The 13,822-nt window shown below is 68.5% G+C and carries 13 protein-coding genes and 1 tRNA gene; 9 read left to right on the top strand and 5 right to left on the bottom strand.

Features of this window, described 5'->3' with window-relative positions; all coding sequences use genetic code 11:
- Positions 1-129: 129 nt before the first annotated feature.
- Positions 130-1,554 (bottom strand): FAD-dependent monooxygenase, encoded by a 1,425-nt coding sequence (locus tag AB0M82_RS45535; RefSeq protein ID WP_364736045.1) that lies wholly within the window; start codon positions 1,552-1,554, stop codon positions 130-132.
- Between the two features lie 95 nt (positions 1,555-1,649).
- Here AB0M82_RS45535 and AB0M82_RS45540 point away from each other — a divergent pair, with 95 nt between their 5' ends.
- From AB0M82_RS45540 to AB0M82_RS45575, 8 genes are all read left to right on the top strand, one after another.
- Positions 1,650-2,234, top strand: a complete 585-nt coding sequence (locus AB0M82_RS45540; RefSeq protein WP_364736048.1) for a TetR/AcrR family transcriptional regulator C-terminal domain-containing protein — start codon at positions 1,650-1,652, stop codon at positions 2,232-2,234.
- A 79-nt stretch (positions 2,235-2,313) separates the two neighbouring features.
- Positions 2,314-2,387 (top strand) — tRNA-Met (locus AB0M82_RS45545).
- Positions 2,388-2,802: 415 nt separating this feature from the next.
- On the top strand, positions 2,803-3,303 hold the full coding sequence (locus AB0M82_RS45550) for a helix-turn-helix transcriptional regulator (RefSeq protein WP_364736051.1): 501 nt from the start codon (positions 2,803-2,805) through the stop codon (positions 3,301-3,303).
- A 63-nt stretch (positions 3,304-3,366) separates the two neighbouring features.
- A complete protein-coding gene (gene prfB / locus AB0M82_RS45555; protein ID WP_364736054.1) occupies positions 3,367-4,470 on the top strand; it encodes a peptide chain release factor 2 in 1,104 nt (367 codons plus the stop codon).
- 118 nt (positions 4,471-4,588) lie between these two features.
- Positions 4,589-5,278: a cell division ATP-binding protein FtsE gene (gene ftsE, locus AB0M82_RS45560; RefSeq protein ID WP_284749425.1), complete on the top strand. Its 690-nt coding sequence runs from the start codon at positions 4,589-4,591 to the stop codon at positions 5,276-5,278.
- 76 nt (positions 5,279-5,354) lie between these two features.
- Entirely contained in the window at positions 5,355-6,248 is an 894-nt protein-coding gene (gene ftsX / locus AB0M82_RS45565; protein ID WP_364736057.1) for a permease-like cell division protein FtsX, read from the top strand.
- Between the two features lie 46 nt (positions 6,249-6,294).
- Positions 6,295-6,777: an SsrA-binding protein SmpB gene (gene smpB / locus AB0M82_RS45570; protein ID WP_013223156.1), complete on the top strand. Its 483-nt coding sequence runs from the start codon at positions 6,295-6,297 to the stop codon at positions 6,775-6,777.
- Entirely contained in the window at positions 6,774-7,673 is a 900-nt protein-coding gene (locus AB0M82_RS45575) for an amidohydrolase family protein (protein WP_364736060.1), read from the top strand. The genes smpB and AB0M82_RS45575 overlap by 4 nt, the downstream gene beginning before the upstream one ends.
- Positions 7,674-7,755: 82 nt before the next feature.
- On the opposite strand, the gene AB0M82_RS45580 is transcribed toward AB0M82_RS45575, so the two are convergent.
- From AB0M82_RS45580 to AB0M82_RS45595, 4 genes are all read right to left on the bottom strand, one after another.
- The gene (locus tag AB0M82_RS45580) at positions 7,756-9,243 is read right to left on the bottom strand and encodes a family 43 glycosylhydrolase (protein ID WP_364736062.1); all 1,488 of its coding nucleotides are present in this window, start codon (positions 9,241-9,243) and stop codon (positions 7,756-7,758) included.
- Positions 9,244-9,395: 152 nt separating this feature from the next.
- Positions 9,396-10,511 carry an alpha/beta hydrolase gene (locus AB0M82_RS45585; RefSeq protein WP_364736065.1) on the bottom strand — a complete coding sequence of 372 codons (1,116 nt, stop codon included), beginning with the start codon at positions 10,509-10,511 and terminating at the stop codon, positions 9,396-9,398.
- Positions 10,512-10,620: 109 nt separating this feature from the next.
- Complete coding sequence (locus tag AB0M82_RS45590) at positions 10,621-12,177, bottom strand: carbohydrate-binding protein (RefSeq protein ID WP_364736068.1); 1,557 nt, start codon at positions 12,175-12,177, stop codon at positions 10,621-10,623.
- A 374-nt stretch (positions 12,178-12,551) separates the two neighbouring features.
- Positions 12,552-13,115 carry a snapalysin family zinc-dependent metalloprotease gene (locus AB0M82_RS45595; protein WP_364736071.1) on the bottom strand — a complete coding sequence of 188 codons (564 nt, stop codon included), beginning with the start codon at positions 13,113-13,115 and terminating at the stop codon, positions 12,552-12,554.
- A gap of 297 nt (positions 13,116-13,412) precedes the next feature.
- On the opposite strand from AB0M82_RS45595, the gene AB0M82_RS45600 reads away from it, so the two are divergent.
- Positions 13,413-13,643 (top strand): hypothetical protein, encoded by a 231-nt coding sequence (locus AB0M82_RS45600; RefSeq protein ID WP_364736073.1) that lies wholly within the window; start codon positions 13,413-13,415, stop codon positions 13,641-13,643.
- The last annotated feature ends 179 nt before the right edge of the window (positions 13,644-13,822 follow it).

Below are 13,822 nucleotides of genomic sequence, written 5' to 3' on the forward strand. Positions count from 1 at the left end.
CGAGGGCGAGGCCGTTGAGGGTCCGGTCCTTGGCGAACTGGTAGAGCGTCCGGGCGAGCGGGAAGACGCCGGAGAGGGCGAGCGCGGTGAAGTCCTTCGCCGCCCCTGGACCCCCCGGTGGGTGCTTGGCTAGGGGGTTAGCCAGCCTTCTGTGGCCCCTGTGGTGTTTGCTACGTAGCCGTCTGGGCGGATTAGGGCCCTTGTTACCTCTGGCCAGGGGAGTTCTGGGACCTGCTTTACGAGTATCGCTGGGTGAGGGGTCTTTGTTTGGTCTTTTGTCAGTAGGATGAACTTTCCACTGTGGAACCAGTTGCTTGCGTGGCCTTCTTCCGTTTTGAAGTCTGGCAGGCGGGTTCCTGTTGCCGGGTGGAAGTTTTCTGGTGCCGGGTAGCTGATGTCCAGGCCTGAGACCATTCCTGACAGGTGGTGCTGGACCTCGGGGAGGGCTGCCAGGTCTCTGAGGAGGGCTCGTAGGGCCAGTTGCTCCTTCGATGCCGGGATCAGGGCTGTTTGGGCCGCCACGTTTTGCAGCACTCGCTCCGCCACTGGGCGGCGTTCGGATTCGTAGGTGTCCAGGAGGGCTTTGGGGGCCTGGTTGTTGAGTACGGCCGCCAGCTTCCAGCCCAGGTTCATCGCGTCCTGGATGCCAAGGTTCAAGCCCTGACCGCCCGCCGGGAAGTGGATGTGGGCCGCGTCGCCTGCCAGGAAGACCCGGTCGACGCGGTAGTTCGCGGCCAGGCGGGAGTCGTCCGAGAAGCGGGACGCCCAGCGGATTTCCTTGATCTCCGTCTCGGCGCCGAAACTTTCGTGGACTACTTCGTGGATTTCTTCGTCGGTTACCGGGGCGCGGAGGTTCGCCGGGCGGCTCAGGCGGTCGCCGTAGCTCAGGCGGTACAGGTTCGGCTCGGCCAGGGGGATCAGGCCGACGTACGAGCTCGGGCCGTTTGACGTCACCAGGCTCCTCATCGAGCGCCACTCCGACGGGGTGCCCGGGGGCGGCGAGCGGAACAGCACGTCCGCCGAGACGCCGTGACCGCGGCCGTCCAGCCACTCGAACGGCAGGCCCAAGGCCTTGCGGACCACGCTGCGACCGCCGTCGCAGCCCACCAGGTAGGCCGCACGGACCCGCACATCGCCCGCCGTGACCGTGACACTGTCGGGGTCCTGGGTGAACGCGGTCAGCTCGTGGCCGCGCAGCACCCGCACGCCCTGCTCGGCCAGCCGCTCCTCCAACGCCGCCTCGACCTCCGCCTGCGGGATACCCAGCTGGTATGGATGCCGCGTGTCCCAGCCGGCGTAGCTCACCGGAATCGTCGCGAAGTGTCCCTCCGGGACGGTCGCGAACGACCGCTGCTCGGCGCGGCCCAGCAGGCCGCGCAGGTCCAGCACCTCCGCCGTCCGCGGCTGCAGGTTCAGCGCCTTCGACAGGCCCGTCCGCACGGCCATCCGCTCCAGCACCACGACGTCCAACCCGGCCAGCGCCAGCTCGTTCGCCAGCATCAGCCCCGTCGGCCCGGCGCCGGCGACGACCACCTCGGCGGTCAGCTCGTTCATCCTCATCCCCTTAACAACGTTAAATTGACGTGTTCCGAGGATGCCCTTAACATCGTTAAGTTGTCAACCCTGTACCGCGAGGAGACTTCGGCGACATGGCCCTGAACAGGCAGGACATCGCGCGATCCGGACTGAAGCTGCTCAACGAAGTCGGGCTCAACGGGCTCACGCTCCGGCTGATCGCGGCCGACCTCGGCGTCAAGGCGCCCGCGCTCTACTGGCACATGAAGAACAAGCAGGAACTGCTCGACGAGATGGCGACGCAGATGTACCGCGACTCCGCGGCGGACCGGAAGCCGCCGGCGTCGCTGGGGGAGTGGGAGGGCGTCGCCCACAGCGCCCGCGCGCTGCGCCGGATGATGCTCGCCTACCGCGACGGCGGGAAGGTCTTCTCCGGGACCTACCTGGCCGACACGAGGCTGATCGGCCCGCACCCCCTGCGCCGGAGCATCGAAGCCGGGCTGGACGAGGGGCAGGCGAGCCGGGCGACGTTCACCGTCTACTGCTTCGTCATCGGCTTCACGATCGAGGAGCAGGCCGTCCGGCCGATGCCGGGAGAATTCGACGAGCGTTACGTCGGGTCGCCGGGCCAGGCGGTCCTGGGCGACGACGACGCGCGGTTCGAGGACGGCCTGTCGATGGTCCTCAGTGGAGCACGTCAGTGGCTCGAAACGGCGTAAAGCCAGGTCAGCCGCTTAGGGGACCCCCCGTGTAAACGCCCTGAAAGCACCGTGTAATCTTTCTCAAGTACCACAACGGCGCGGGGTGGAGCAGCTCGGTAGCTCGCTGGGCTCATAACCCAGAGGTCGCAGGTTCAAATCCTGTCCCCGCTACAGAGGTAAGAGGCGTGTGCGAACGGAAAACGTTCGCCACGCCTCTTTCGCATTGTATTGGGGGTCGAACCCCCAAACCCCCGCCAAAGGGGTTCCGCCCCCTTGGATCCCCCGCGGTGGTCGCCTTTCGCTACGGATCTCGTGATTCGCGCCTTGGCTCGGCGTGGTTGCGGTGCGTGTCCGGTGTCCGCCAAGCCGGGGATCACCGCCCGTCGAGGTCACCTGCCTGGCGGCGCCGGAATGGTCCACATGCGGCTGGTTGGAGCAAAGTGTGGCCGTGCCGGTTGCGCTGCGTGTCCGAGGTCCACTGTGGACCACCTGGGATTGGGCCGAACGAGGGGATCTCACTAGCCACAATGGACAGATCACCAGGCCACTGTGGACACAGCGGCCGATAAGTGGGAATGTAGGGGGCGTGTCCGAATTGAATGCAACAGCCGCCGCCCTGCTCGGTCTGCTCCACGACGGTCCCGCCACCGGCGGGCAGCTCGTCGCGGGAGCCGGTGAGCGTTTCGGCGCCTTCTTCAGCGTGACCCGCAGCCAGGTGTACCGGGAGCTCCCCGCGCTGTCCAAGGAAGGCCTCGTCCGGCTCGGCAAGCAGGGCCCGCGCTCCAGTCAGCAGTACCTGATCACCGCCGCCGGCAAGAAGGCCTTCAAGGCCTGGCTGACGTCCGAGGCCGGCCCCGACCACCTGCGCAGCCCGCTCATCCTGCGGCTGGTGCACGCCGGGTCGCTGACCGCCAAGCAGCGCCAGACGCTGCTCGAGTCGGCCAGGACCAGCTACAGCCAGCAGCTCGACGACGCGAAGGCGGCCACCAAGGCGGCCGACGGGCCGTACGAGAAGGCCGTCGCCGAGTTCGCCCAGGCACAGGCCAAGGCCGCGCTGAAGCTGCTCGACGCCATCCCCGCGGCCTGAGGTTCGCGCGCCCACGACCGGCCCTCGCGACCGGTCGTGGGTTTTGCCGTAACCTTGACAAACGTGAGTGATGAGTTCGACGCGGCACTGAAGGACCTGACCGGCAAGCTGACGCAAATCGAGTCGGTGATGGACCTCGACGCGTTGCGCGCCCAGGTGGCCGACCTGGAGAAACAGGCTTCGAGCCCCAACCTCTGGGACGACCCGGAGGCGGCGCAGAAGGTCACCAGCCAGCTGTCCCACCGGCAGAGCGAGCTGCGGCGGATCAATGAGCTGCGCCAGCGGCTCGACGACCTGGCCGTGCTGTACGAACTCGCCGAGGCCGAGGGCGACTCCGGCAGCATGGCCGAGGCCGAGGCCGAGCTCGGGAACCTCGGCAAGGACATCGACGGCCTCGAGGTCCGCACCCTGCTCTCGGGCGAGTACGACGACCGCAACGCCGTCGTCACCATCCGTTCCGAGGCCGGCGGCGTCGACGCGGCCGACTTCGCCGAGATGCTGCTCCGCATGTACCTGCGCTGGGCGGAGCGCCACGGCTACCCGACCGACGTCTACGACATCTCCTACGCCGAAGAGGCGGGCATCAAGTCGGCGACGTTCAAGGTGAGCGCCCCCTACGTCTACGGCACCCTCTCCGTCGAGCAGGGCACCCACCGGCTCGTCCGGATCTCGCCGTTCGACAACCAGAGCCGTCGCCAGACGTCGTTCGCGCACGTCGAGGTGCTGCCCGAGGTCGAAGAGGTCGACCACGTCGACATCCCGGAGAAGGACATCCGGGTCGACGTCTACCGCTCGTCGGGCCCCGGTGGGCAGAGCGTCAACACGACCGACTCCGCGGTGCGCATCACGCACATCCCGACGAACATCGTCGTCTCCTGCCAGAACGAGAAGTCGCAGCTGCAGAACAAGGCGGCCGCGATGAAGGTGCTCCAGTCGCGGCTGCTGCAGCGCAAGAAGGAAGAAGAGCGCAAAGAGATGGACGCGCTCAAGGACGGCGGCTCCAGCTGGGGCAACCAGATGCGCTCCTACGTCCTGCACCCGTACCAGATGGTCAAGGACCTGCGGACCGAGCACGAGGTCGGCAACCCGTCGGCGGTGCTCGACGGCGACATCGACGGCTTCCTCGAAGCCGGCATCCGCTGGCGGAAGCAGACGGGCGCCGCCTGATCGGACTAGGTGCGGGGGGTGTCCGCACGACCGCTCACCGTGCGCAAACGCCCCTTGCTCCACCCGGGTGGCCCGGGCAACCGGGGCTTCACGAGCCCGGTGGGTAGTATGCCGAATCGTGATCCGGCTCGAAGAGGTTTCCAAGGTCTACAAGACCTCGACGCGGCCCGCGCTCGAGCGGGTGTCCGTCAACATCGAAAAGGGTGAGTTCGTCTTCCTCATCGGTCCCTCGGGATCGGGGAAGTCGACCTTCCTCAGGCTGCTGCTGCGCGAAGAGACGCCGAGCAAGGGCCGCGTGATGGTGTCCAACTTCGACGTCGCCAAGCTGGCCCGCCGCCGGGTCCCCCGCCTGCGGCAGACCATCGGCTGCGTGTTCCAGGACTTCCGCCTGCTGGCCAACAAGACCGTCGCGGAGAACGTCGCGTTCGCCCTCGAGGTCATCGGCAAGCCGGCCCCGACCATCAAGAAGGTCGTCCCGGAGGTGCTGGAGCTCGTCGGTCTCGACGGCAAGGCGGACCGGCTGCCCAACGAGCTCTCCGGTGGAGAGCAGCAGCGCGTCGCGATCGCGCGCGCGTTCGTCAACCGGCCGCTGGTGCTGCTGGCCGACGAGCCGACCGGGAACCTGGACCCCGACACCAGCCAGGACATCATGCTGCTGCTGGAGCGGATCAACCGCACCGGCACGACCGTCCTGATGGCGACCCACGACCACGGCATCGTGGACTCCATGCGACGCCGAGTCGTCGAGCTGCAGCTCGGCCGGGTGATCCGCGACGACGCCCGCGGCGTCTACGGAATCGGTCGCTGACCGCCGCCCCCGCGACGACAAATCCCGTAACGACGCAGCCCGCACCGACCCCGACTCCCAAGGACCTGCACCCGACATGCGCGCCAGTTTCGTCTTCAGTGAGGTAGTAACCGGCCTGCGCCGGAACATCACGATGACCATCGCGATGATGCTGACCACAGCGGTGTCGCTCGCCATGCTCGGCGGCGGCCTGCTGGCCGTGCGCACGATCGACAAGATGAAGTCCAACTTCCTCGCCGACGTCGAGGTTTCGGTCTACCTCACCGACGACATCAGCGCGGGCGACAAGACCTGCACGCAGTCGCTGTGCAAGTCGCTGTGGACGTCGCTGCAGAGCAACGACGGCGTCGAGTCGGTCGTGTTCGAGAACCGCGACCAGGCCTACGGCCGGTTCAAGAAGATCTTCGAGAGCCAGCCGGAGCTGATCGCGCTCACCGGTCCCGAGTCGCTGCCCGCGTCGCTGCACGTGAAGCTGAAGGACCCGGACCGCAGCGAGTCGATCGTGCAGGAGTTCGGCGGCAAGCCGGGCGTGCGGAAGGTCGACGACCAGAAGAAGTTCCTCGACCGCGTGTTCAACGCCTTCAACGGCGTCCGCAACATGGCTTTCGGCGCCGCGCTCATCATGGCCATCGCCGCGCTGCTGCTGATCGCCAACACGATCCAGGTGTCCGCGTTCACCCGCCGCACCGAAGTCGGCATCATGCGCCTGGTGGGCGCGACGCGGTGGTACACGCAGCTGCCGTTCCTCCTGGAGGCGGTGGTCGCCGGCGCGATCGGGGCGGTCCTCGGGATCATCATGCTGATCATCACGAAGGCCGGGTTCCTCGACTCGGTGTTCACCGGTGACGTGTTCCCGAAGATCACCATGCTGGAACTGCTGTTCCCGGTCGCGCCGATCCTGCTGGCGGTGTCCGTGGTGATCTCCGCCATCACCGGTTACGTCACGCTGCGGCTGTACGTCCGGCACTGAGTAAAGCAAGTGCTCACCGTCCCGAGCCTCACGTAGAGTGGTCGTCATGCCCAAGGAACGTGGCCAGAAGGTGATCGTGTCGAACCGCAAGGCGCGGCACGATTACTCCATCCTCGACACCTACGAGTGCGGTCTCGTGCTCGTAGGTACCGAGGTCAAGAGCCTGCGCGAGGGCAAGGCGTCCCTGGCGGACGCGTTCGCGACCGTCGACGACGGCGAAGTCTGGCTGCGCAACGTGCACATCCCGGAGTACACGCAGGGTACGTGGACGAACCACATGCCGCGGCGCACCCGGAAGCTGCTGCTGCACCGGCGGGAGATCGAAAAGCTCATCGGCAAGACCAAGGAGAGCGGGCTCTCGCTGGTGCCGCTGTCGATGTACTTCAAGGACGGCAAGGTCAAGGTCGAGATCGCGCTGGCCCAGGGCAAGAAGGCCTACGACAAGCGGCAGACGCTCGCCAAGCGCGACGCGGACCGGGACATCAGGAAGGCGATGGGCCGCGCGCTGAAGGGCCGGTTCACGGAGTGACGGCGGGCCCGGCGGACGACGGTGATGTCGCGCGCTGGACAGCGTCACTGGGCCTGCCGGGCCTGGTCGACCTGCACGTCCACTTCCTGCCGAAGCCGGTGATGGCCAAGGTCTGGGCGTACTTCGACCAGGCCTCGGAGCACTACGGCACCGCGTGGCCGGTGCACTACCGCACGTCCGAGCCGGAGCGGCTGGAGACCCTGCGCTCGCTGGGGGTGCTGCGGTTCGCGCCGCTCGTCTACCCGCACAAGCCGGGGATGGCGCGGTGGCTGACGGACTGGGCCCTGGAGTTCGCCGGGCGCGTCCCGGACGCGGTGCCGACGGGGACGTTCTACCCCGAGCCCGGCGCCGGGTCCGCTGTGGACGGTGCGCTGCGCGCCGGCGCCCGGGTGTTCAAGGCGCACGTGCAGGTCGGCGCGTACGACCCGCGCGACGAGCAGCTGAAGCCGGTGTGGGGCGCGCTGGCCGACGCCGGCGTCCCGGTCGTCGTCCACTGTGGACACGGTCCGTTGCGGGGCGACTTCACCGGGTTGCCGGTGTTCGAAGAGGTGCTGGCGCGGCACCCGAAGCTGACGGCGGTGCTGGCGCACGCGGCCATGCCCGAGTACGAGACCGCCTTCGAACTCATGGCGAAGTACCCGCGGGTGCACCTGGACACCACGATGGTGGGAGTGCCGTTCGCCGAGGCGATGTCGCCGCTGCCGCCGGACTGGACGGCGCGGCTGGCCGGGTTCGCCGACCGCGTCGTGCTCGGCACGGACTTCCCGAACATCCCGTATTCGTACGCGACGCAGCTGCGGGCGATCGCCGGCTGGGCGGCCGCCGACGATCGCCTGGGGGAGCCGTTCCTGCGGGCGGTCCTGCACGACACCCCGCTGCGGCTGCTCAACGCCTGATCGCGGCACGGCGAAAGCCGTGAATGTCGCATTGAGGGACTTCAAGTCCCTCAATGCGACATTCACGGACCTTCGGCCCCGGCTACTGCGCGGGTTCGCCGGACGGGACCGGCAGCCGGGTGCCCAGGGCGGCCGGGGTGCCGAAGTTCGGCGTTCCGTCCGCGTTCCAGGTGAACTTCTGGGCGCGGGTCGTGCGGTTCATGTCGCAGCCGCCGCCGCTGGAGTTGTTGGCGTGGTAGACGATCCAGTCCTCGGTGCCGTCGGGGGACTTGAAGAACCCGTTGTGGCCGGGGCCGAACACCGAGTTGGCGTTGCTGCGCTGGAAGACCGGCTGGGCGGACTTGACCCACGAGGACTGCTGCAGCGGGTCGCCGCCGTTGTAGGTCAGGAGGCCGAGCTTGTAGTCGGGGGTGGAGCAGTGGCTGGCGGAGAACACGATGAACGTCTTCCCGTTATGTTGCAGCACTTCCGCGCCTTCGTTGACCGCGCCGCCGACGGTTTCCCAGCTGTAGGACGGCGACGACAGGACGTGCCGCGTGCCGCTCGCCGTCCACGGGTTCGAGAGGGGCCGGATGAAGTTCGGCTGGGAGCCGTTGTAGAACGTGCCCAGCAGGTAGAGCTGTCCGTTGAGCTGCAGGATGCTCGGGTCGAGCTCCCAGGTGTTGTCCTGGGTGGGGTCGAGCAGGTCGGCCTTGAAGCTGTACGGCCCCATCGGGTCGGTCCCGGAGCTTTCGAGCACGTGGATGCGTTGCGTGCCCAGGTCGTAGGGTTCGCGGCCGGCGACGTAGTACAGGTACCAGCGCGGGCCGTTGGGCCCGGTCAGCAGGTGGAACTCCGGCGCCCACATCGTCCCGGCGCCGTTCGGCCGGGTGAGCGTGAAGATGACGGTGTCCGGAGCGCTCGCGAGCCCGCCGAGGGTGCGGGACCTGCGCATGGTGATCGTCGAGTTCCACGTCGTGGTGGCGAGGTAGTAGTAGCCGTTGTGGTACTGCAGCCAGGGGTCCGGACCGTGCTGGCTCAGCGGGTTGGTGTAGGTGGCCGCGCTCGTCCCGGCGGCGACGCGCCAGGCCCGGCTGGTCGCGCTGGCGCACGGCAGCTGGACCAGCGCGGCGCCGTTCGCCGAGCTGTCGCCGGCCGGGGCGACGCATTTGCCAGAGCTGACCGCGACGACGTTGAAGGTGTTGGTCCCGGCCGGCTGCAGCCGGAACTGCTGATTCGTCTCCCCGTGACACGCGTACTGGATCACCGCGGCGTTGTCCGAAGTGGACGCACCATAAATGTCCACACAACTGCCGGAGGTGAACGTGCCGATCGTGTAAGCGTCACCGACCGGGGTGAACGTGAACGACTGCCCCGCACCGGAATTGCAGGCGGTCTGGGTCAGCTGCACGGCACTATTGCCGTTGGCCACGGTGGCGCAGCTGCCGCTGCCCTGGTTGACCATCGTGCTGGTGAACGTGGCGGCCGCGCGCGCCTCGCGCGCGGGCACCGCCACGAACAGCCCGGCCACCAGAAATGCCGTCACCAGCCACGTGAACCGCCGCGGTGGCGACCCGCCAAGACGCGTCATTGAGTCTTCACATCCTCGACCAGAAGGAGAGAAACCGGGAATTCGAACCATACCTCGGACGCGGCCGCCAGAACAGATTCAGTGCGAAATCGCCGGCCGAAATCCCTTTCGGGATTCGGTTGTTTTCTCCTGCCGAAAAGAATGGTGACCGGTCAGCGGACGTGCTGGGCGAAGAAAGTGGTGAGATACGCGCGTTGGGCGGAAAGGCTCCGCCGCGCGTCGATGGTACCGATGAACGGCGCGGTCACCGCCGGGTCCAGGCCGAGCTGGGGGAGGAGCGCCTGGTAGTCGGTGTAGCTGAAGTGCTCGCCGTCGGCCAGCCGCGCCTCGCGGGTCCAGCCCCGCTGGTGGCGCAGGAATTCCTGCCACGACGCGTCGGACTCCGCGCTGTGGTCGCCCGCGCTCAGCAGGAGGAACGGCCGGTCGAGCCCTTCGTCGGCGACCCGGCCGAAGTCGCGGGCCGACTGGGAGTACGCCATGCTGCCGTCGAGGTCGGCGCCCGCGTCGATGCGCTCGTCCGAAACCATCGTCTCGCCGGTCGTGAACCCGCCGGCGGAGTGGCCGAACATGCCGACGCGCGAAAGGTCGAGAGCGAGCCCGGCCGGGAGCCCGCGCCGCTCCGCGTCGGGGTTTCCGCCGTGCGCCAGGGTTTCCAGCTCGTCGAGCACGAACCGCGTGTCCGCCACCCGCGTGGCGATCAGCTGTTTGCCTGTCTCGGGGCCCGACGGCAACGCCCGGCGTTCCACGCGGCCACCGGGAAACTCCACCGCCGCCGGCTCGTGCGTGTGGTCGATGGCCACCGTCACGTACCCCTCGCTCGCGAGCTGTTCCAGCTGCGCGGTGCCGGCCGCACGGGGGAACCTGGCGCCGGGGGAGTAGAGCACGACCGGCCGCCGCCCGCCCGCCGCGGCGGCGTCCACGCGGGCGTGCGTGGCGAAGGTGTAGTCGAGGCGATCGGCGGGGAGGCCGAGCCGGCCGGCGTCTTCCGCGGCGGCGGCCGCGGCGACCGCGGGGGTCAGGTACGCCGCTGCCGGGTTCCCGGACGGCCGCGCCGGGTACCGGACGGTCACCATCAGCTCCCGGGTGGTGCCCGGGACCCATGGGTCCGGCCGGGCCTCGTCGACGAGGTGCAGTTCGGTGCTGCCCACGGCGTAGGGCCCGGTCGGCGCCGGCAGACCGAGCCGGACCGGGGCCGGCGCGGCGGACGCGGTGGAGATCGTGGCCGTCAGCAGGACGCCGGTGAGAAGGAGAGTCGGTTTCGTTCGCATGATCGCGAACGTAGGCGCGCCCCGGGTGGCGCGGCATCGGGGTGATCACCGGTTTCGGCCCGGAGATCGGCCGGGCCCGTCCGGGCGAACGGACGGGCCAGGCCGATGCTCACCCGCCGAAGGTGACGACCAGGCGGCCGTCCGCGGCGAAGGACCACTTCATGGTGCCGGCGTAGGACGAGCACCGGGACCCGTTCGTGCCGGACCAGAACTGGTTGGAGCTGTCGACGTTGCCGACCGTCTTGTCGTTCGACCCGCTGCCGCTGCGGCAGGAGGTGTTGTTCCGGAACACCGAGGTGCCGGCGTCGAACGAGAAGTTGCGCTCGGTGTTGTCGATGCTCGCGTTGTCCGAGATGGACATCGAGCCGGGGTTGCTGTTGTAGGTGAACCCGTGGTGGCCGTTGCGGTAGGCGATGCTGCGCCGGACGACGTGGCCGACCGCGATCTTGTCGCCGCCGAGCTTGTAGCCGTTGCGGTCGCCGTTCCCGGCCTGGGAGCCGTCGGTGAGGGTGCCGTTGCCGTAGGCGAGGGAATCCTCGATGGTCACCGGGCCGATCGGGCCGGTGTCGGTCTTGGTGTAGAGGTCCCAGCCGTCGTCGATGTTGTTGTGGGACACGTCGTAGCGGAAGACGTTGCCGGTGCCGGAAGTGAGCTTCGAGGCGAAGCCGTCGGCGTCCTCGCCGTCGGAGTCGGCGTTGTCGTGGGACTCCGAGCTGACGATGAGGTTGTTGGACGGCCACTGGTCCTTGGGCGTGTCCGAGGCCATCCGCGAGATCTGCAGCCCCGAGTCGCGGTTGAAGCGCGTCACCACCCGTTCGACGATGTTGTTGCTGCCGCCGACGAAGATCCCGTTGTCGCCGGCACGCTGGACGACGAGGCCGGACACGCGCCAGTACGACCCGTTGAGGGCGAGCCCGCGGTTCGCCGGGTCCTCGGTCATGGCCGAGAAGTTCAGCACCGGGGTTTCGCCCGGGTAGGCGGAGAGGTTCTTGCGGGCGCTCGAGGTGCCGTTGTTGCCCGGCGCGATGGTGACGGTCTGGGAGTGGTTGTAGGTCCCGCCGCGCAGGTAGATCGTTCCCCCGGCGGTGACGCGGGTGAGCGCGGAGGTGAGCGTCGTCGGGTCGGCCTGCGTTCCGGCCGCGCCGTCCTTGCCGTTCGGGGCGACGTACAGCGCGCCGTTCTGCGGGGGAGGGGTGTCGCCCACCGTGAAGCCGAGGTTGTCGACGTTCGGCAGGCCGGCGGAGGTGGTCGGGGACAGCCGGATCGTGTTGCTCCCCGCGCGCACGGGGACGGTCACCGTCGTGGTGGCCCAGGTGGTCCACGCGCCGGTGCCCGCGAACGCCAGAGACTGGACGGTCGAGGAGTTCACGACGAGGTCGGCCGGGCGGCCGCCGGTGGTGCCATTGGCGTACCGGATCGCCAGCGTCGCCGTGCCCGCCGCCGAGGCGTTCGCCGTGAACTCGGCGTACGCGCCCGTCGCGTTGGTGCCGTTGCAGAAACCGGAACCGGAGAAACCGGACCAGTTGCTGTCGATGGTGCCGGTGCAGACCGCCGGGGCGGTCTCGGCCTCGAGGAGGGTGGTCGCGGCGGCCGCCGAGGGGGACGGCAGACCGAGTGCCCCCGCGGCCAGGGCGACGCCACCGATGAGCGGCTTGATTTTCATCATCCGTCTCCAGAAGTGGGGAGCGGCGTGGACAGTGCCCCGCTGCCCGAACACCGCGTGCTGCCTCGTGCTCCGGGTCCCCTTCGACCAGGGCAAGGATCGAAACATCGATGAAACGTCAGGGTATTGAAAGCGCTTTCTCGTTGTCAAGACCGGGTCGAGATACGCGGCTGACCAGCTGGAAAGCGCTTTCAGTCGCACTGAAAACATTTTCATTCCTCGGCCATTCGGGTGCTTTCCGGCGCGGCGGGTGTGCCGCGGGCGAGCGGCTCGTCCGATGTCATCACGACGTCGCCGGAGCTCCGGGCCCGGTATGGGGGTGGGCACGCCGGTGGCCCCGAGGCGGTGCCCCGGGGCCACGTGGACGGTACTGGTGATCAGTAGGTCAGGACGGAAACGGTCTCGTAGATCCGCTGCTCAGGAGTGTTCGTCGCGCCGAAGCCGTTGGCCCACAGCGAGTTCACCCGGCTGCGCTCGGCGGAGTTGGGGACCGCGTTGGTGCACGACGGGCCGGGGCCGCCACCCGACATCAGTTCCGAGCATGGGCCCGAGTAGTGGTCGGGCAGCCCGAGGGCGTGCCCGGTCTCGTGAGCCGCGATGCGGGTCGGGTTGTACTGGCGGGCCTGGGTGTAGTCGATGAAGATGGTGCCGCTGCCATGCCCGTTGGTCTGGGCGTAGGAGCCCCGGGGGTCGTTGCCTTCGGTGTAGCGGAGGCTCGCGCCGGAGTTGCGCTCGACCAGTTTGACGTTGGTGACGCTGCGGTTCCAGTTGGCGGCACCGGCGTTGATGACCGAGCGGAAACTCGGTGCGCTGGAGGTGCTGTAGTACACCGTGGTGACCGCGGCTTCCTGGTGGGTGGTGGCCGACGCGGTCCCCGCGGCGAGCGGGGTCATGGTCAGGGCGAGCGCGACGGCGCCGGCCAGGGCGAACTTCCTCGACATCGGAAGACTCCTCGTGGGGACGGGGGATTTGCCGGATTCGCGCGCTGTCGGGAACTTACCCGGTGGAGGCGGCCGCCGAAGCCGACTAACGTATGGCGGTGTAAGTGGTGATTTACCAACACTTTCTATGGGTTGACAACGGCTGGGATCGGGTCGAGGAGCTGCTGTCCGAGCTTCCGCGCGGCCGCCGAGCAAGGCGGGTGAGCTTGCCCACCGGCGGTCGCGGGGTCCCCGACGGTCGTGTCGAACCGGACGGCCCGAATCGTCGGTAGACTGGAACTCCTCGGGAGGTGTGGCATGACGGCGGAAGAGCTGATCATCGAGTTCGCCCTGACGCGCCTGGACCACCCGGAGCTCGACCTGGAGGAGCTGGCCGCGCTCGTCGTCCGGCGGGGCGGGCCGGAGCGGGAGCTGGAGTTCGCGTCCCGCAACCTCGCCGACCGCGGCGAACTCCGCGGCGCGCCCTTCCCGACGGCGGTCGAGTACGTGCTGCGCGTGGTGCTCACCCTGCGCGGCCCCTCGGACTAGCGGCCTCTCGGGCTGGCGGCCCCTCGGGTTGGCGGCCCTCGGCTTGGCGGTCCCCTCGGGTTGGCGGTCCCCTCGGACTGGCGGCGACCAGGACGCCGAGGTAGTAGTCGACGATGTCGAGCTTGGCCAGCCGGACGTAGGCGCGGGTGGTGGCGGGTGCGATGGAGGTGATCACCGGG

It is taken from the genome of Amycolatopsis sp. NPDC051128 (genome assembly GCF_040682715.1).
Classification (GTDB): domain Bacteria; phylum Actinomycetota; class Actinomycetes; order Mycobacteriales; family Pseudonocardiaceae; genus Amycolatopsis.

Excerpts from the sequence above, each read along its gene's own strand:
- ftsX (WP_364736057.1), top strand. The coding sequence starts at position 5,355 with ATGCGCGCCAGTTTCGTCTTCAGTGAGGTAGTAACCGGCCTGCGCCGG.
- smpB (WP_013223156.1), top strand. The coding sequence starts at position 6,295 with ATGCCCAAGGAACGTGGCCAGAAGGTGATCGTGTCGAACCGCAAGGCG.
- AB0M82_RS45595 (WP_364736071.1), bottom strand. The coding sequence starts at position 13,115 with ATGTCGAGGAAGTTCGCCCTGGCCGGCGCCGTCGCGCTCGCCCTGACC.
- AB0M82_RS45540 (WP_364736048.1), top strand. The coding sequence starts at position 1,650 with ATGGCCCTGAACAGGCAGGACATCGCGCGATCCGGACTGAAGCTGCTC.
- AB0M82_RS45585 (WP_364736065.1), bottom strand. The coding sequence starts at position 10,511 with ATGCGAACGAAACCGACTCTCCTTCTCACCGGCGTCCTGCTGACGGCC.
- AB0M82_RS45590 (WP_364736068.1), bottom strand. The coding sequence starts at position 12,177 with ATGATGAAAATCAAGCCGCTCATCGGTGGCGTCGCCCTGGCCGCGGGG.
- AB0M82_RS45600 (WP_364736073.1), top strand. The coding sequence starts at position 13,413 with ATGACGGCGGAAGAGCTGATCATCGAGTTCGCCCTGACGCGCCTGGAC.
- AB0M82_RS45580 (WP_364736062.1), bottom strand. The coding sequence starts at position 9,243 with ATGACGCGTCTTGGCGGGTCGCCACCGCGGCGGTTCACGTGGCTGGTG.
- AB0M82_RS45535 (WP_364736045.1), bottom strand. The coding sequence starts at position 1,554 with ATGAACGAGCTGACCGCCGAGGTGGTCGTCGCCGGCGCCGGGCCGACG.